The 18,169-nt window shown below is 32.0% G+C and carries 14 protein-coding genes; 2 read left to right on the plus strand and 12 right to left on the minus strand.

The genetic code is table 11. From position 1 onward, the window contains the following. Window positions 1-442: 442 nt before the first annotated feature. The 6 genes from HY951_09120 to HY951_09145 all read right to left on the minus strand — a co-directional run bounded on the left by HY951_09120 (window position 443) and on the right by HY951_09145 (window position 9,212). The gene (locus HY951_09120) at window positions 443-2,467 is read right to left on the minus strand and encodes a T9SS type A sorting domain-containing protein (GenBank protein ID MBI5540204.1); all 2,025 of its coding nucleotides are present in this window, start codon (window positions 2,465-2,467) and stop codon (window positions 443-445) included. A 173-nt stretch (window positions 2,468-2,640) separates the two neighbouring features. Further along, window positions 2,641-3,783: a T9SS type A sorting domain-containing protein gene (locus tag HY951_09125; GenBank protein ID MBI5540205.1), complete on the minus strand. Its 1,143-nt coding sequence runs from the start codon at window positions 3,781-3,783 to the stop codon at window positions 2,641-2,643. Between the two features lie 40 nt (window positions 3,784-3,823). Beyond that, window positions 3,824-4,585, minus strand: a complete 762-nt coding sequence (locus HY951_09130) for a hypothetical protein (protein ID MBI5540206.1) — start codon at window positions 4,583-4,585, stop codon at window positions 3,824-3,826. A 204-nt stretch (window positions 4,586-4,789) separates the two neighbouring features. Continuing rightward, on the minus strand, window positions 4,790-4,954 hold the full coding sequence (locus HY951_09135; protein ID MBI5540207.1) for a hypothetical protein: 165 nt from the start codon (window positions 4,952-4,954) through the stop codon (window positions 4,790-4,792). A gap of 138 nt (window positions 4,955-5,092) precedes the next feature. After that, a complete protein-coding gene (locus tag HY951_09140) occupies window positions 5,093-5,542 on the minus strand; it encodes a hypothetical protein (GenBank protein ID MBI5540208.1) in 450 nt (149 codons plus the stop codon). Window positions 5,543-5,891: 349 nt separating this feature from the next. After that, window positions 5,892-9,212 carry a PAS domain S-box protein gene (locus HY951_09145; GenBank protein ID MBI5540209.1) on the minus strand — a complete coding sequence of 1,107 codons (3,321 nt, stop codon included), beginning with the start codon at window positions 9,210-9,212 and terminating at the stop codon, window positions 5,892-5,894. Window positions 9,213-9,463: 251 nt separating this feature from the next. Here HY951_09145 and HY951_09150 point away from each other — a divergent pair, with 251 nt between their 5' ends. Further along, complete coding sequence (locus HY951_09150; GenBank protein ID MBI5540210.1) at window positions 9,464-10,378, plus strand: AraC family transcriptional regulator; 915 nt, start codon at window positions 9,464-9,466, stop codon at window positions 10,376-10,378. 369 nt (window positions 10,379-10,747) lie between these two features. Next, entirely contained in the window at window positions 10,748-13,114 is a 2,367-nt protein-coding gene (locus HY951_09155; GenBank protein MBI5540211.1) for a TonB-dependent receptor, read from the plus strand. A gap of 58 nt (window positions 13,115-13,172) precedes the next feature. Here HY951_09155 and HY951_09160 read toward each other — a convergent pair whose 3' ends face one another. The 6 genes from HY951_09160 to HY951_09185 form a co-directional block, all read right to left on the minus strand. Further along, on the minus strand, window positions 13,173-13,952 hold the full coding sequence (locus HY951_09160) for a HAMP domain-containing histidine kinase (protein ID MBI5540212.1): 780 nt from the start codon (window positions 13,950-13,952) through the stop codon (window positions 13,173-13,175). 226 nt (window positions 13,953-14,178) lie between these two features. Further along, a complete protein-coding gene (locus HY951_09165; GenBank protein ID MBI5540213.1) occupies window positions 14,179-14,868 on the minus strand; it encodes a response regulator transcription factor in 690 nt (229 codons plus the stop codon). Window positions 14,869-14,910: 42 nt separating this feature from the next. Next, complete coding sequence (locus HY951_09170; GenBank protein MBI5540214.1) at window positions 14,911-16,134, minus strand: ABC transporter permease; 1,224 nt, start codon at window positions 16,132-16,134, stop codon at window positions 14,911-14,913. Between the two features lie 57 nt (window positions 16,135-16,191). Beyond that, window positions 16,192-17,142, minus strand: a complete 951-nt coding sequence (locus HY951_09175; GenBank protein MBI5540215.1) for an ABC transporter permease — start codon at window positions 17,140-17,142, stop codon at window positions 16,192-16,194. A 33-nt stretch (window positions 17,143-17,175) separates the two neighbouring features. Beyond that, on the minus strand, window positions 17,176-17,403 hold the full coding sequence (locus HY951_09180; protein ID MBI5540216.1) for an ABC transporter permease: 228 nt from the start codon (window positions 17,401-17,403) through the stop codon (window positions 17,176-17,178). A gap of 25 nt (window positions 17,404-17,428) precedes the next feature. Beyond that, a complete protein-coding gene (locus HY951_09185; GenBank protein MBI5540217.1) occupies window positions 17,429-18,154 on the minus strand; it encodes an ABC transporter ATP-binding protein in 726 nt (241 codons plus the stop codon). Window positions 18,155-18,169: the final 15 nt, after the last annotated feature.

Raw genomic sequence — 18,169 nt, forward strand, 5'->3', positions numbered from 1 at the left:
TTCAGTTAACCGTTCTTTTTGAGTTTGAAAGTGTGTTATGGAATTTTGGCTGGTTTTCCGGCTGGTTAAGGATATAACCTCTTTGTAATAGCTTGAAAAACAATATACAGGAGAGCTTGGTTCTTGAGCCTCTCTCTCCGCTGATACAGAGATGCAATACTTTGAAAAAGTTTGAAAAGTCCGATTTATTTGGGCTTTTTTCTTTTTATTCATGCGAAGTTTTTGAAAATTTTTGAATAGTCTAGCTGCGTGTATAGCTGGAAATTAATAATTATTAAAAAATCCAAGTACATCAAAAACTTCAAAAAAATTGTTCTTAACGCTTTTTTAGAATGGGTGGCTTAAACATAACCCTTCTATTCACATGTTGCCCTTATTTAATCTGTAGATTTAAATATGGCATTATATTAATTTATTAATGATTTATGTTATTATTGTTATATCAATTAAGAATGACTTTTTCAATATGAACTTTCTTCCCATTGTCAACTTTTACAAAGTAAATTCCTTTTGGAACTTTTGTAAGGTCAATTTTATTTAATGTTATAGAATTATCTGGAGTATATTTATATATTACATTACCAATAACATTTATTATTTCTAATGAACTAAAATCAGAGTAATAATTAATATGTAATTCACCATTAGTAGGGTTTGGATAAACATTTATAAAAGCTGTTTCACTTTCATCTTTAATTTCTGTAATTTCTGATAATGGTCTTGTCCAAACTCCACCTGCATTAATGCCTGCATATAAAAAATTAGAATAAACACATAACGATAAAACAGGAGCACCCACCAAGCCATCGCTTACCGACATCCAGTTATTTCCATAATCATTAGTTAAAAATATTTCGCCATTTCCTGTTCCGGCAAATATGTCGGTACCATAAACGTACAGACAACGAATATTTGAATTTACTGGCAATCCATTTGAAGCTGAACTCCAATTTATTCCATTATCCGCTGAAACAAATATCCCACTTGTTTTTGTTCCTATCACAAGATATCCATTAACATATTGCACTGAGGTGATATTTGCAGTTATTAATCCGTTATTAATAGCAGTCCAGCTTGTGCCTGCAGTATTGGAAACATAAACACCACAATCAGCTGTTCCGGCAAATACAATGGTTCCATCAGATGCTAAAGCTGTAATGTTATTGCATCCCATTCCAGTGTTTACTGCTGTCCAGTTGGCACCATTATTTACTGATGAAAATATTCCGGCTTCGCCACTACCAGCAAATATCTTACTACCACAAAAAGTAAAAGATTGAATCCAAGCACTAGTTAAGCCTGTATTAGATGCTGTAAAAGAAGAACCATTATTTGTAGATTTAAATAAGCCCAACATATCAGTTCCTGCAAATACCAAAGAACCATTAGAAATTACAGAACGGATTTCTACAGTACCTATCGTACTCGTGGCTGTCCATGTGGAACCATTATTTGCTGAAGTAAAAAGTTTTGAACCATGAGAACCAGCTATTAAATTTGTTCCACTTGAGGTTAAGGAACCCACACCTGTTTTAAATGTATTACTGTTATTGCAAAGCGACCATGATAATCCATTATTTGTACTTCTGTAGATATGACCACTGCTTACTCCAACAAATAACACAGAATTACTTGCACCAATAGCCCAGATATCTTTTTCGGTTAAACCAGTGTTCATTGTTACCCATGTTTGTCCTGAATCAGTAGATTTATATACTCCACTTCCAAATGATCCTGCATATAAATTTCCATTCAAACTTGTATATCCTTTTACTGAGGGAACGCTTGTTCCTGTTGTCCAGGAAGCACCATTGTTCGTAGAAACAAAAATAGTTGACCCCATCGTACTTGCATATAGTTTGCCTGCAAAATATGTCATAACCATTATGTTTAAATCTGTTATTCCGTTGTTAACCGCTGACCAATTATTTCCTAAATTGGTTGACCTGTATATTCCATTGCCATAGGTAGCAGCATAAACATTTATGCTGTCTGTTGTTAGCCAATACACATATTTTGCAGGCATACCATTATTTACTGCCACCCATGTTGCTCCGGTATCAAGAGAACGATAAATACCATGTAAATAAGTTCCGGCAAAAAGCACATTGTTACAAGCTACAATTGTTTTTACATATTTGCCATCTAATTCTGTTCCGGCAGACTCCCAATTCTGTCCGTGATCATTGGAACGAAAAACATTTTCGTCGGTAGAAATAAAAACATAATCACCAATCCGAGTCAATGATTTGGTATCGCAACTTTTCAGATTTGTGTTACGAAACGACCATGAAACACCATTGTTATCAGTTGCAAGCATACCTCCACCCGTAGCTGCATAAACGCTGGTATTGTCGAATATAAAATTTCTTACAAATCCACCTGCAGGACCATTTGTTGATTGCCATTGTGCACTTACAATTGCAACATTATAAAACAATATAGAAATAATTATTAGTTTTTTCATATGTTAACCATTCTTTTCTAATTCTTCTTTAGTTTCAAATAAATCTATTGTTAAATAATCTAACAAGTGCGTTCTTTAATTTGGCACACAACGGTTAAGCCTCTCCAACACCGTGCAGTTTTTTTTAAGAAATTCAACTCGATAATAGTTGCATGGTGTTAACATTTTAAACATTACTCTTTAACAATTTTAGTTGTCCAAATTCTGTCATAATTCTTTACTGTCAAAAAGTATATTCCATTTGGCAAATTTGAAATGTCAATTGATGTTTTGTTGGACATTTTGAATAGTTCTTGTCCAAGTGAGGAGTAAACGGAAATTGTAAAATGCCCTGAAATATTAGGTAATATGATGTCTAAAATATCATTTGTCGGATTAGGATACACTCTAAAATTCTCCGTATTTGATTGTTCTTTAATACCTGTAGTACCTGTTCTATAACGTAAGTAAATACTATAAATAAAGGCTCCGTTTTTCTTATGGTAATATATTTTTTGTTTGTCTGTGGTTGGAGTTGCTGCCTCCGGAAAATATCCGAAGCTTGAATAAATTACCATCGGTAAACTAAAAATATCTGAAACAGTATTTCTCACAGAAACGCATATTTCAGTATTATAATTACCCTTTAAGAGTCGTGTGTAAAATAATTCAAGTCCATCTTTTGTTACTTGTGGAGCATAAACAATATAATTTGTATCGTTTACATTTGAAAAAATAGCATCAGAATATATAGTTTTATTAAATGTAGAATCATTAACTTTTTGCGCAACACCAAGTTTTGCTTCGCAAGGAACACCTACACACTCAGTATAAGTTGGGCCAAAATAACCATTACAGTAATAGAGTAAATTGCCTTGATAATTAATGGCTGCGTCCATAATAATCCAGCCAGGAGTAAGAATATTACAAGTTCCATAAACCTTGGAAATATTATTTACGTTACCACCAAGGTAAACGCCTCTGTAGAGATTTGGGATACTTCGCAGTGAAGTCCAGAAAAAATTATTTGTTGAATCTATTGATGCAACAGCATCAAGATGATTTGGCGAAGAATCGTATGTTCCGTTAACAAGTCCGACATATGTAAAAGTCGTATCATTAATTCTTGTTGCATAGTAAAGGTTTGTGTTGCCGCCAGAATTTAATGAATTAAAAAACAGCGTGTTCCCATCTAATGAAATAAATGGCTCCATTGCATCAAAAGTTAGTCCGGTAATTGTTACTAACTTTTCTGCGCCAAAAGTCGGATAGGTCTGAGAAAATGTTTGCAGACTTATTGTAGTCAACATTGTAAAAATAAGTATTCTTGTTTTCATTTTGTTTGCTGTTTTATGTTATCATTTTCTTAAAATAAATTTACTTAAATAGGATGTGATACCAATTCTTTTTTTCTTGCTTTATAAATGGATCTTTTTGATTAGATATTGGAACAAAATTAATAGTCTCCGTGTAGATATCCTTAGCAAATATCCAACCCCTGTCGTAAATATCGATTAATATGTAATTTTCATAGGAACCTGCACCACCTCCACCGCCAGTTATCACCAATACATATTTAAAATATTTCTCAACTCTAAAAAATTTAATGACACAATTTCCGATATTATTTGTTAAGGTAGGGTGTATGAATACAGGAAAATTAGAATTGACAATATTTATGTCTGTTTGAAGTTTGTTGTCAATAATTTTAATTCCTGCTAATTCCAAATGAAAATTGATATTTACATACTCTTTTGACGAAAATCCGTCGTGCCCAAAAGCGACTTTTCCATCAATAAGGTTTTTCTCGAAATCGTAGGTATGCTTATCAGGTTGAAATACTTTTCTATAAATTAATATTTCTTTGTCATTTATTTTATCAATATATTTAACTATTGAATCATTATTTGATATTGGTGTAAGTTCTTTAACTTTTAAGTTAATATGCCTAATTGGCTTTATTGATTCTTTATCATCAACCCCCATAATTTGGTCAGGTTTTTTATCGAAAACTAACCATTGAATAGTGTCTATTTCATTCACCTGACCATACAAATGGAAACTAAAAAATAAAAGTAAAATAAATATTTTAATACTTTTTTTCATGTCATATGACTTATCATTTTCTTTGTATTTCACAATGGTTTACTTTTCAATTCTATGGCTGTCGTTGTTTGTCTCTTACACATGGCGTTAACGGTTGTAGCAACGGAGCGATGAGCAACTGCTTGCAGTCGGCATCAAAACACTAATATTAGTACACATTGTTATATTTGTCAATTTGCCCATTACTGCTCGTTGTTTTCGTAGGTGGTGTTATAGCCTGTTTTTTTTTATATTTATTTAATGAGGTCCATTTAAGTCAGCCAGTACAGCTGAACCTTCACAATTGTCATTAAAGTCTCCTGTTTTTATATTTCTATTTTCTTTAGTTATAATCTCAATTTTTTTAGCCTTAATTATTTTATTTACTTTAATTGTCCAAAAGAATGGGATTAACCAAGTCAAGATTAAGTTTATTATTCTTTGATTTTTATGAATAGTATTAGATTTTAAAATCTTAATACTGTTTTTTATTGAAAAAATTAAGTACAAAATTATAACTATTGCCAGTATACCTTTATATTGCATAGGTTATTCTTGTTTTTATATTTTTCTTGTCAATGAAATTCCCACACCAAATTTATTAGTTTCTATAGGAACATAAAAAAGATTCCAAGACGTTGCATTACTTTTATTCGATTTATTTTTAAAAAGTCTTAAACAACTTGTCACGATGGTAGCAGTACCAAGTCCAATATTTAAAATTACAAACTCTTTATTGTTAGTTTTTGGTTTATATATTAGTCCATATGTAATTTGACTTAAACCAGTCACAATTCCGAAACCTGCACTAGATTTCAATTTCCCAGAGTTGTTAATGTTTACAATATTCAAAGTCGTAATAGTTACATTTAATGCAGAAAAAAGTAATAAAGAGCCTTTATAATTATCTCCTTGTCCTGAAGATAAATTTAGGGTAGGTCCTAATTGACAAAAACAATTTTGTGAAATTGTCAAAATGAAGAATAATATTAAAAGTTTAGATCTATTCATTTCTTAAAATAGGCTATAACTATCTTATACATATAATAAAATCACACAATTGTTTCTTTTTTGGAAGTATAGTTCTAATTTATTGTCAAAGCCTAAAATAATCCCACAGGCAAGATTTAAAAATGTATAAAATATGTTTCCAATTGAAAAAAGAATTACAAAACAAGTAAAATTTAGTACAACACTGACTATTGTTAATATGTTAACAATAATTAATCTTTTACTTTCATTTAGCAATGTGCCTTGAGAAATGCCTATCAATAATGGGTTCATTTTAATAATTTAGAAGACTCTAATAATTTAGCGAATTTAGTTTTTTCATATCAAAGAATAATCATATCTGTATTTTTTATTTGCTAAAATATCTCTCAATTAATACAGCTAATTGATCTTGTCCAAACGGTTTAGATATATAATCGTTACATCCTGCTTCTATTGCCTTTTCTCTGTCACCCGAGAGAGCATAAGCGGTTTGGGCAAAAATTATTACTTCTTTATTAAATTGTCGAATTTGTTTTGTTGCCTCTAATCCATTTAATTCAGGCACTTTAATGTCCATTAATACTAAATTAATATCTGGATTATTACGACAAATTTGTACAGCTTCTATTCCTGACCCGGCTTTTAGAATTTGAGAACTATACTGTTCTACTATTGTTGTGATTAGTTTTTCTGTTGTTTCATCGTCTTCAACAATTAATATTTTTAAATTATTAATTTGTTTTTTTTCTTTAAGATCAGAAATAATATTTTCAGTAATTTGTTTTTCTAATAGTTCATTGATGTATGGAATGGTAAAATAGAATATTGAACCTTTTCCTTCTTCGCTTTCTACCCAAATTTTACCACCAAGCATTTCCACATACGCTTTAGAAATAGATAATCCAAGTCCTGCACCTTCATAATTTCGTGTAAGTGACTCGCTACCTTGTCTAAATCTTTCAAAAATAAGTTCCTTTTGGTCCTGGCGAATACCAACCCCGGTATCTTTCACAAAAAACTGCAGATCTGTACCTTTTTTTTCGTAACCAAATTCAATAATACCTTTATCACAAAATTTTATAGCATTTTTAACCAGGTTAGTAAGAATTGCGTAAATTTTTTCACGGTCAGTTTTTATAATAGCTTCTTTTGTTGGCAACAGATTTTTTATAATAAGCTGAAGTCCTTTTTGTTCAACTTCCGGTTTAAAAAAAGTATATAAGTATTCAATTTGTTCATTTATATTCGATTCAGAAATATTAATTTCTATTACTCTTGATTCTATTTTCGAAATATTAATAATGTCGTTAATTATATTCAACATTCTTAGTCCACTATTTTCGATAAGACTGATGTACTCTTGCTGTTTATCACCTTTTAACTTAGGTTTTTTCAGTAAGTCAGCAAAGCCCAGAATACCATTCATAGGTGTTCGAATCTCATGACTCATATTGGCAAGAAAAGCTGATTTTAAACGGTCGCTTTCTTCAGCTTTTTCTTTTGCTTTTTGCAATTCAATATTTAATTGTTTGTATTCCTCATTTTGAGCTTTAAATTCTTCATTTTTTTCTTTAAGTAAAAGTTCTGCTTGCTTACGCTTTGTAACATCATGGGCAATACCTAATACACCAATAATTTGTTTATCTTTTGCATAAATAGGTGTTTTTATGGTTTCAAGTAATTCAATATGTCCGTCATTGGCAAAAGTAACTTGTTCCTCGTTCATAGATGGTTTCCCTGCAGCTATAGCAGCTTTATCTTTTTGTCTGAAAAAATCTGCCAATTCTTTATCAACAAAGTCATAATCTGTTTTTCCGATAATTTCATTTTTTGATGCTCCAAAAAAGTTTTCAAATCGTTTATTACAATGCAGATAAACACCTTTTTCATCTTTAAGCCATACTAAATCTGGAATCGTATCAACTAATGTATTTAACAGCGCTTCATTTTGAGCTAATTTATTTTCTGCATGTTTTCGTTCGGTAATGTCGGTAATACCCTCAAGCACATTTACCACATGTCCGATTTCATCCTTGATTGGTTGTGAAACAATATAATACCATCTGCCATTTGTTGAAACAAACTGTTCACATTCACAAATCTTTCCATTTTTAAAAGCCTTTAATGTTCCACACCCATCACATACAGTTGCCCTGGATTCGTAAAAGTCATGGCATGGCATTCCCACAGGCTCTCCTCTATCGGGAAACATCTCACGAGTTTTTTGGTTAACCCAGGCAATCGTCATATCGGGATTAATTAACGAAAGTCCTGTATTTTGTGAAGAAAGAAAAACCTCCATTCTTTTCCTTTCCGTTTCTATTGCTTCCTCTGTCTGCTTACGTTCGGTGATGTCTCGTGAAATTGTCATCACACTTACAACATCACCATTGCGGCCAAATTCCGGAAAAGCGTGTACATTGTACCAATGTTCAATATTATCTTCCTTTGGCCATCTGAGATCTGCCGCTTCAGGAATGGCTGTATCGATTACCCTGCGAAGCAGATCCTGAAGTATACCTGCACTATCTTTTGGTAGTGGTGATAGTTGAACTGGTGATGTAGCAATTAGTTCCTGTTGGGAAATTTGAGCTGTCTTGAGGTATTGCGGATTGACATATGTACGTTGGCAATTAATATCATAACGTGCAATAATATCTGGTGAGTTTTCAACTAATGCCTGAAAAACTTGTTGTTTTTCTAAAATTGCCTGTTCTGCTTGAATACGTTCTGTAATATCTCTGGCAATAGCACAATTATACTGAACTCCGCCAAACTCCACTTTATTGGTCGTTACTTCAACAGGATATTGTCTTCCATTCTTTGTCCGGTGTACAGTTTCAATTATAAATGAACCACGCAATAATATTTCTTCCCAATGTTCTTCCCACCTTTCTTTTGGAAATATGGGATCAATATCAAAAACCTTCAAACTAAATAATTCCTCTAAGGAATACTCAAGATTTCGACATGCAGCTTGATTAGCATAAACCAATCGCGCTGATTTATCAACCCAAAAAATACTATCAGTAATATTATCAATAGAATACTGTGTACGAAGAAGCTTTTCTTCAGCTATTTTTTTCTCTGTAATATCAGTTACAGTTCCTATTGAACGAAGTGGTTTTCCCTGCTCATCAAAATCTGATTTACATCGCTCGTGAACATATTTTATTTCCTTGTTTGGCAATATTATTTTGTGAACAATGTCATAAGGTTCTTTTGAATTTAAATGGTTCAGATATGAATTATTTACAAAATCCCTATCATCGGGATGAATAAAATTTAAAAATGCTTCATAAGTAGCTGCAAATTCTTGTGGATTACAGCCAAATATCCGATATATCTCATCTGACCATGTTAATTTATTATTGATTAAATCTAATTCCCAATTGCCAATATGTGCAAGCGATTGCGCTTCTTCAAGTTTATGTTCATCCTCTTCTGCTTTTTCTTTGGCTTTTTGCAACTTATTCATGTGCCGCTTTACAAAATAATACAATAATAACGATGTAACAAATACATAAAATACCCCTTTAAGTATATGTATTTTTGTTAATATATGTTTATTCTCTAAAAGATTATCAAAAAATGTGTCGGATAGAAAAATCCATAAAAAACCAATTATAAAATAGATTATCCCTATTTTATGCTCAAACTTGATTTTTTTTAATATTTGAAATTTCATTTTAAGTTATTTTAAATGAATATTTACAAAAATTAATTATACTATTTTATTAGTACTTCTCATTATCTACAAGGAAATAAAGATCTAGTTTGCTAATCGAAAGTTACAAAAAAGAATCAATACATGAAAATTACAAAATTTTTAACACACAAAAAAAACTATTAATGAAAGTATTAAATCAGAGAATATAAAATATATTAATTATTAATTTTACATTGTTTTTATTCTTCAGTATATAGATATTATCAAGGTTGAAAAACAAACAGGAAATAATAGAACGCGTAGCAAAAGTTGTTCGTCATATTGAGCATAATATAGATAAAGAAATGCCACTTGAAGAACTTGCAAGCATTGCCTGTTTTTCACCATTTCATTTTCAGAGAATTTTTAAAGAATTTATTCAGGAAACACCTAAACAATTTATAAAAAGACTCCGCCTGGATGAATCTGCTCATGTAATTGCATTGTATCCTGAAAAAAGTATGATTGAGGTAGCAATACAATGTGGATTTAAATCTGCTATTGTTTTCTCAAGAGCTTTCAAAGATTATTACAAGATAAGTCCTGACAACTTCAGAAAAAGTAGCGAACTTGAAAAAATCAGAATCTGTCAGATTCCCAACAATGGGAGGAAACAACTTGGCAACCCTGATGCATATTTTATCAACTCAAATAAAAAATTGGAATTTTCCGACTTTAAAGTTGAAATTATTAAAAGACCAGAGAAAAAATTTATTTATCTCCAAACCTCTCTTGATGACATATCGCTTATTTTAGAAAGTTTTAAAAAGATTTATAGGTGGGCAGATGTAAGAGGTCTGTTAACACCTGATACAGAAATTTTCGGGTCGATGAAAGACTATCCATTATATACCCCTCTTGATAAATGCAGATTCTTAACATGTATCTCCGTTGAAACTGAACCTGAGGTTTCTGGTTTGATTTGTTATTCTGAATTGCCGCCAACAACCTATTCATGTTTCACTGCCACTGGTGGTATAACAGATATGATTAAAGCTGTAACATATTGGAGTAATATATGGCTGCCCGAAAGTGGCTACAGAGTTACACATGAACATGTAATTACCATTCCTGCTAATAATATCTGGGAAACTCCTTTGGAAATGAACACACATAGAATTTATATTCCTGTTTTGCCTGCATAAATTATTATTTAACGTAAGTTAGAAATAAGATAATAGAATACCTAGTTTTGTTACATTGAGTGGATTTTCGAAGAAAATTTGTATCGAAATGAACAAAACGGCTTGTTTTCGATACGAAATTCTCAAAGAATTTCACTCTTCGCCGCGGCGAACTAGCATCGTTTTCTTATATCTAACTCACGTTATTTTTTTAAACAAACTAACAAAAAATTATTTATTACACATTGTTAAATTGATCGACCTCGAAAATATATAAGAGAATCGCAAGAAATGTTAACACATTAGCAGGAATTAATAACATTATCACAAGAATTGTATTTTTTTTTAATTTTATACCTTTTTATATTTGCATCTTGGTAATTCTAAAATATGAAAAGGTTATTAATAATTATTCTAGTTGTTATAACATTTAATTTTGAGTCTGTTGCGCAACTCACACAAACAATTAAAGGAACAGTTGTAGATAAAGATTCAAAAACAAAATTAATCGGAGTTAATATAATTGTAAAGAATACAAACCCAATACTTGGTTGTAATTCAGATATTAACGGAAGTTTTCGCATAGAAAAAGTACCAGTTGGACACCATACATTAGTAGTAACATATATTGGTTACGAAAATTTAATTATACCAGAAATTTTGGTAGGTACAGGTAAGGAAGTTTTTTTATCTATTGAATTGACCGAATCTGTTTCTCAATTAAAAGAAATAACAGTTTCTGGTAACTCCGATAAAGGTAAACCAATTAATGAAATGGCATCTGTAAGTTCCAGATCATTCTCAGTTGATGAAGCAAGTAGATATGCCGGAAATGCTAACGACATATCACGTATAGCACAATCTTATGCAGGAGTTTCATCAAACGACACATATAACGAATTAATTATCAGAGGAAATTCCTCAAGAGGTTTATTGTGGCGATTAGAAGGAATTGAAGTACCAAATCTGAACCATCTTTCAACTAATGGAAGTTCGGGCGGAGGACTTAGTATTTTAAGTGTAAATGTGTTAAAGAATTCTGATTTCTATACAGGTGCTTTCCCTGCCGAATATGGCAATGCTTTATCCGGAGTATTTGATGTTAAATTAAGAAACGGGAATAGTGAAAAACATGAATATGCTATTCAAGCAGGTTTTATGGGACTTGAAGCTGAAATGGAAGGACCTTTTTCTAAAAATAAACGAGCTTCTTATCTCGTTAATTACCGTTATTCAACACTTGGTCTTTTTGATAAGATGGGGTTAAAATTATTTGGAGGAGATGTTGTGATTCCTAGATTTCATGACTTAACACTAAAATTTAATTTCCCAACAAAGAACAAAGGTACTTTCACATTATTTGGAATTGGTGGAATAAGTTCCACTGTGCAACTTGCAAAGAAAGATTCTGCATTATGGGAAAACACTTATAACAAATTTGAAGCTACATTATTATCCAATATGTTTGCTTCAGGTCTTATTCATAAATATTTTTTTAATGAAAAAGCATACTTAACATCTTTTGTTTCTGTATCAGGTAATGAAAATGGGGTTATACTCGATTCATTGGATAACAAATATGTCTTTAACTCAACATTGAATAGTAATGTTTCGGGACTATATTTACGAATATCTTCAGCTCTTAATTATAAGTTCAATTCAAAAAATACTTTCAGAACCGGAATTATATACAGCAATATCCGGTTCAATCTTTTGTCGGAGAGTAAAGTTAAACAAATAGTTTATGTTAATAGTGATGGTTCTACTGATTTGGCTCAGTTTTATGCAGAATGGAAGCATCGTTTTAATGAGAAATTTACTTTGAACACAGGTTTCCACTCAACATATTTTGCACTAAGTTCATCCTCTTCACTTGAACCCAGATTTAGTCTGCAATGGAATATTTCATCTATACAGTCACTCAGTATTGGTGCAGGAATACACAGTAAAACAGAACCCTTAACATTATACTTTGCTCAAATTCCACAAACTAATGGAACATATGTTACTCCGAATAAAAATTTACGACTTTCAAAAGCCCAGCATTATGTATTGTCATATGAAAATCAGTTGGCGGAAAATCTAAAGTTAAAAATTGAAACATATTATCAGTACCTGTATGATGTGCCTGTAGAAAATAACATACAAAGTGGTTTTTCAGTTCTGAATTTCAATGATACATACCCGACAATGTTTGATAACAATGCAAATGTTGCTCTTATAAATAAAGGTACCGGAACAAATTATGGCATTGAAATTACATTCGAAAAGTATTTCTCGAAAAATTATTACTTTCTGGTTACAGGATCTCTTTATGAATCGAAATATAAGGCTATGGACAATGTAGAGCGCAACACACGATACAATAATAATTTCATAACAAATTTCATAGGGGGAAAAGAATTCAAAATTGGGAAAAATAAAACTGATGTAATAGTAACAGATATAAAATTTGTTTGGTCTGGTGGACCCCGTTTAACTCCTATTGATGTTGAAAAATCAAGAACACTGGGAATAACTGTATTTGATGTAGAGCACAGATATACTGAAAAAAGCCCTGATTATTTCAAATTTAATTTCAAAATAGGTTATCGGAAAAACAATAAAAAATCATCCCATTATATTTTTCTTGAGCTCCAAAATGTAACAAATCACAAAAATATAGCAAGTCAATATTACAATCCTATAAAAAATGAAATATATACTTACTATCAGCTTGGTTTTTTACCTATTCTAAATTATAGAGTTCAATTTTAAGAAAACCTTTATCTGCAATTTTCGCCCAGGATTTACTGTAACATCCTGTATTTCATCATTAGTGATATTTTCTAAAACTTAAACAAACAATAATCCCGTTATTATCCGATTTGTTATTGATTGTAATTTCTGCCCCATGTGCTTCCATAATACGTTTACATAGATGCAAGCCTAAACCATAACCACCGGATTTCTTAGAACGTGAATCATCAACCCTATAGAATGGCTCAAAAACAAAAGGTAATTTTTCTTCAGGTATTCCGTGGCCGTAATCTTCTATCTGAATAATAATCTCTTCTATCCGATCAATAACACTAACTTCTATTGGTTTGTTTTCAAGAGATGAATATTTTAAGGAGTTTTCAATAATATTACGAAGTACTGTAATTATTCTACCTTCATCTGCTTTTATAAACAAACTTTCTGAAACAGGATTTATATTTATTCTGTTCTTTTCATTTTCAAAAAGGGAAATAGTATTCTTTATCAAATCATTAATAAGCACATCTTTAATGTCCAATGTGATTTTATTGTTTTTCAAACGGGCAGTTTCAAGAATGTCTGTTATCATTAATTCTACTTCCTTGACATCTTCAATAACCGAATTTTTCTCTTTAGAATCTGGCATCATTTCAAGTGCAAGTTTTGAACGTGTTAAAGGGGTTCTTAATTCATGGCTTACATCAAGTAAAAGTTGCTCTCTTGCCTGTATCATTTTTTTTAATTCAGCAGTCATAGAATTGAATGCTTCTGCGAGTTTACTAAATTCATCATGACCTTTTACTGAAACTTTTTTGTCAAGATTACCTTTTCTGATTTCATTGACAGCCTCTGTCAATTTCTTAATGGGATTTAAGTATTGATGGATAACAATAGACGCAATAATAAAAACAATTATCACCAGAAAAATAAGAATTAAAAGAAAAAAATGGTGTAATTTCCTATCGAAAGTGGTTGACATTATCACGCCTGAGAAGGCATATAATAATATAATTATGGAAAGGGCAAGCAATATCAAAACCAGAATTAGTTTTAACACTACAGAACTACTGACAATTTTTTTCCTATTCTTCATTACCTATAAATTTATATCCGGAACCCCAGATAGTTTTTATAAATACCGGTTTCTTTGGGTCATCACTTAATTTCTGTCGAAGCCGGCTTATTAAAATATCAATAGATCGGTCAAATGCAGACCAATCAACACCGTGTAAACTATCCATAATATTATCACGTGAAAGAACATTTCCTCTTTTCCGAATAAGCAAATATAAGGCTTCAAATTCCAGCGTAGATAAATCCAGATTTTTACCATCAAGTTTAATGATTTGTTTTTCAGGATATACCTCCAGACGATCTAACCTTAAAACCTCTTGTGAAACCTTTGCCTGTGACGATCTTCTTAAAATAGTCTGTATTCTGGCAACTAATTCACGTGGCTCAAATGGTTTTGGCAAATAGTCATCTGCACCAAGTTCAAGTCCAACTATACGGTCTGTAACATCACCTCTGGCGGTTAATAGAATAATCGGAACTGAAAGCTCTTTACGCAACTCTTTGCAGACTGTAAAACCATCTATTTCAGGCATCATTACATCAAGAATCACTAAATCCGGCAACTCCTTGTTGATTTTATCCAGTCCTAAGCGGGGATTAGTAAACGTAGTTACCTGATACCCGAAATTTGAAAGATAATCCTGGAGTAGTCCATTTAGCTTTTCGTCATCATCAATTACAAATATTTTACTTTTCACGGTTTTTGATTATAAATGTAAATGTTTACAAAAGTATTCAAATTATTCTTTTTGTAGTGCTTGTATCGGGTCTAACTTCGCTGCCTTAAATGCAGGATAAACTCCAAAGACTAATCCTAAAGAGATTGAAAGACCTATTGAAAACATTGCTGTTTGTAAAGAAAAATCGGTTTGCCATTCTGTAGTCTTACCAATAATAATCGATAACATAATGCCAAATATAGTACCTGTTATGCCACCTGTTATTCCTAACATTGCTGCTTCGCAAAGAAATTGTTTAAGAATATCACTTCTTTTGGCACCTATTGAAATCCTTAAACCAATCTCTGAAATTCGTTCACGAACAGAAAGTAACATTACCGATAAAACACCAATACCGCCAATTAGCAGAATAAAACCAGTTACCATAGTTACCAGCCAATTAAATGAACCAAGTGATTCATTTTCCGCTTTTATTGCATTCAGTTTATTATCCAGAGTAAAATCATTTTTCTTGTTTAATTGATTTAATTTATGTCGCTCTCTCAACAAACATTCTAATTCTTTTTCTGCTGAATTCATGTCGGCATTGATCTTTGCCTGTACGAAGATTCTGCTTAAAAAGTCAATATTCAAAACTCTTCTTTGCGCTGTATGTACAGGAATTAATACTACATTATCTTCGTTAGTTCCTTCGGGACTTAAACCTTTGGAAGATAAAACACCAATCACTTCAAAAGGGATAGTTCCGACAAAAAATGTTTCGCCAATCGGATTTGAATTTCCAAAAAGATTTTTTTGAATGTAATCCCCTATGACAGCAACTCTTTTCATTAGTTTATCTTCGTCCTCTGAGAAAAAACGACCCTGAATAACTGTGAAATTTTTTATTTCAGGATAGTCAATAGTAATACCTTGTACCATAGTTTTAGTCGAAACATTACCATATTTTACCGAGACAGCTTTTTCGATAGAAGGAACGACCTTCCCGACTAATGAACATTCGTTCAAAATAGCATCGGCATCATTTAATGTAAGTGTTGTTACCTGATTTATTTTTTGCTGTCTTCCGATTACTTTAACAGTTTTTCCTGAACTTACAATAATAAGATTAGTACCCATATTCCCAAACTGCTCGGAAATTTTTATTTCAGCACCTTTGCTTATTGAGGTCAATACCATTATGGTTGAAATACCTATTGCCAGAATAATTATTGCAAAAAAAGTACGGATTTTATTTAATAATAATGCCTTCCACGATAACCGGATATTTTTAATTAATTTCATAGCATTAAAATGTGCAATCCATACAAAATATATTTCTGTAATACTTCAATTCTGGTTTTATGAAAGTGCTTTAACAGGGTCAAGATTGGCTGCTTTTCGGGCAGGAAATATTCCAGCAAGAATACCAATAACAACAGGTAGTAAAACGCCAAAGACAATGGACTGCCAAGGAAAAAAGAACAGGTAACCCATTTTGGATAAAAATGCCCACGTTCCGAATATGCCTATAAGTAAACCTAAAAGACCTCCGACAAATGATATAAGTACTGATTCTGAGAGAAACTGAAACATAATATCCCTTGAACTTGCGCCTACCGCTTTTCTTAATCCGATTTCACTTACTCTTCTTGAAACAGACATAAGCATCAGGATAGAAATAATAAAACCGCCTAAAATCAATACTACTCCTGAAATTAAAGGAAGATAGACAGTAAATATTTTTCTCATTTTCATGGTCATTTCCTGTACTTGCACTGGAGTTATAACCGAAAAATCATCTGTTTCGCCATTATTTACAGAATGCCTTTCTTTAAGAACTGATGTTATTTTATCTGTTATTTCTGTCATTTTTGTTTCATCCACTTCGAGTTTTGCACTGGCAATATAATCAACATTTATTAGTCTGCTCATCATAGTGGTTATGGGTACAATCACCTCCATATCGAGATCATTTCCATGAGGGTCGGTTCCTTTTTCTTCTAAGACGCCTTTTACTGTAAAAAACACAGACCCTACCCTGATTTGAGATCCTAACGGATTTGATTCACCAAACAATTGTTTTGTGAGTTTCGAACCAATCAACGCAACTCTGGCTGCATTTTTTTCATCATCTTTTGTGAAGTATTCACCGGAGGTTACAGTTCTGTTCCATATAACTTCCCCTTCAACAGAACGACCTTGTATTGTGGTCGAAATATTTATATTGCCTGATATTACTTCGCAAGCCGGTAATGTTTGCATAGGATCATATCTCGCTACTCCCGGAACTGCATTAAGAATTGCATCCATATCTTCAATTTTGAGAGATGTTACAGGACCTCCCTATCTTGGTCCGCTCATTTGCATTCCTTTACCGGCTATGATAAAAATATTGTCAGAGCCAAAGAAGTTTTTTACTTTAGATATTATTTGTTTTTCCGTTCCCAATCCTATAGAAAAAGTCAGGCATAAAAAAATAACACCTATCATAATACCAAGTACCATAAAAAAAGACTGAAATTTATGACGTAGCAGGAATTTTACACCGCTTTTAATAATTCTTTTTTTCATTGTTAAATATTTTATTCTTTGTTAACTATTTTTCTATTAAGTCTGATTTCAACAGTTCTGTAACCGCATTTCTGGGATTTTGCACCTTGTAATCTTCTACAATTTTACCATCCTGAATACGAATGATTCTGTTTGCATGCTCGGCAATATTTTGTTGATGTGTTATTAAAATCACTGTTTTCCCTGATTTATTTAATTCCTGAAAAATGCCAACTATTTCAAGACTGGTTTTTGAATCGAGATTACCTGTAGGTTCGTCACCCAAAATCATATCGGGATTGTTAACAAGTGCCCTCGCAATTGCAACTCTTTGCTGCTGTCCGCTTGACAATTCATTAGATCGGTGTTTTATCCTTTCGGAGAGACCTACCTTGTTTAATGCATCTATTGCCAAACTGCGAGTATCTTTAACATCTGTATAAATCAAAGGCAATTCTACGTTTTCTATAGCAGTAGTTTTTGGTAACAGATGAAATTTCTGAAAAACAAAGCCGATTTTTTTAGAACGAATAGCCGCACGGTCATTATCTGAGAGTGTACTTACTTCTTTATTTTCAAAATAATATTCACCTGAGGTTGGTCTGTCCAACAAACCCAGAATATTCATCATCGTTGTTTTACCGGAACCTGAAGTACCTATAACTGCAACAAACTCGCCTTTATTTATAATAAGGCTGGCATTGTCCAAAGCAAATACCTTCTGGCTATCCGCTTTGCCATAAATTTTTGAAATGTTCTTTAATTGTAACATATTATGTTTATTTGT

It is taken from the genome of Bacteroidia bacterium (genome assembly GCA_016218155.1).
Lineage (GTDB): Bacteria > Bacteroidota > Bacteroidia > Bacteroidales > GWA2-32-17 > GWA2-32-17.

Bases quoted from the DNA above. Each gene is read 5' to 3' on its own strand.
- HY951_09155 (MBI5540211.1), top strand. From the start codon at position 10,748: ATGAAAAGGTTATTAATAATTATTCTAGTTGTTATAACATTTAATTTT.
- HY951_09185 (MBI5540217.1), bottom strand. From the start codon at position 18,154: ATGTTACAATTAAAGAACATTTCAAAAATTTATGGCAAAGCGGATAGC.
- HY951_09180 (MBI5540216.1), bottom strand. From the start codon at position 17,403: ATGAAAAAAAGAATTATTAAAAGCGGTGTAAAATTCCTGCTACGTCAT.
- HY951_09175 (MBI5540215.1), bottom strand. From the start codon at position 17,142: ATGGATGCAATTCTTAATGCAGTTCCGGGAGTAGCGAGATATGATCCT.
- HY951_09120 (MBI5540204.1), bottom strand. From the start codon at position 2,467: ATGAAAAAACTAATAATTATTTCTATATTGTTTTATAATGTTGCAATT.
- HY951_09125 (MBI5540205.1), bottom strand. From the start codon at position 3,783: ATGAAAACAAGAATACTTATTTTTACAATGTTGACTACAATAAGTCTG.
- HY951_09170 (MBI5540214.1), bottom strand. From the start codon at position 16,134: ATGAAATTAATTAAAAATATCCGGTTATCGTGGAAGGCATTATTATTA.
- HY951_09140 (MBI5540208.1), bottom strand. From the start codon at position 5,542: ATGAATAGATCTAAACTTTTAATATTATTCTTCATTTTGACAATTTCA.
- HY951_09145 (MBI5540209.1), bottom strand. From the start codon at position 9,212: ATGAAATTTCAAATATTAAAAAAAATCAAGTTTGAGCATAAAATAGGG.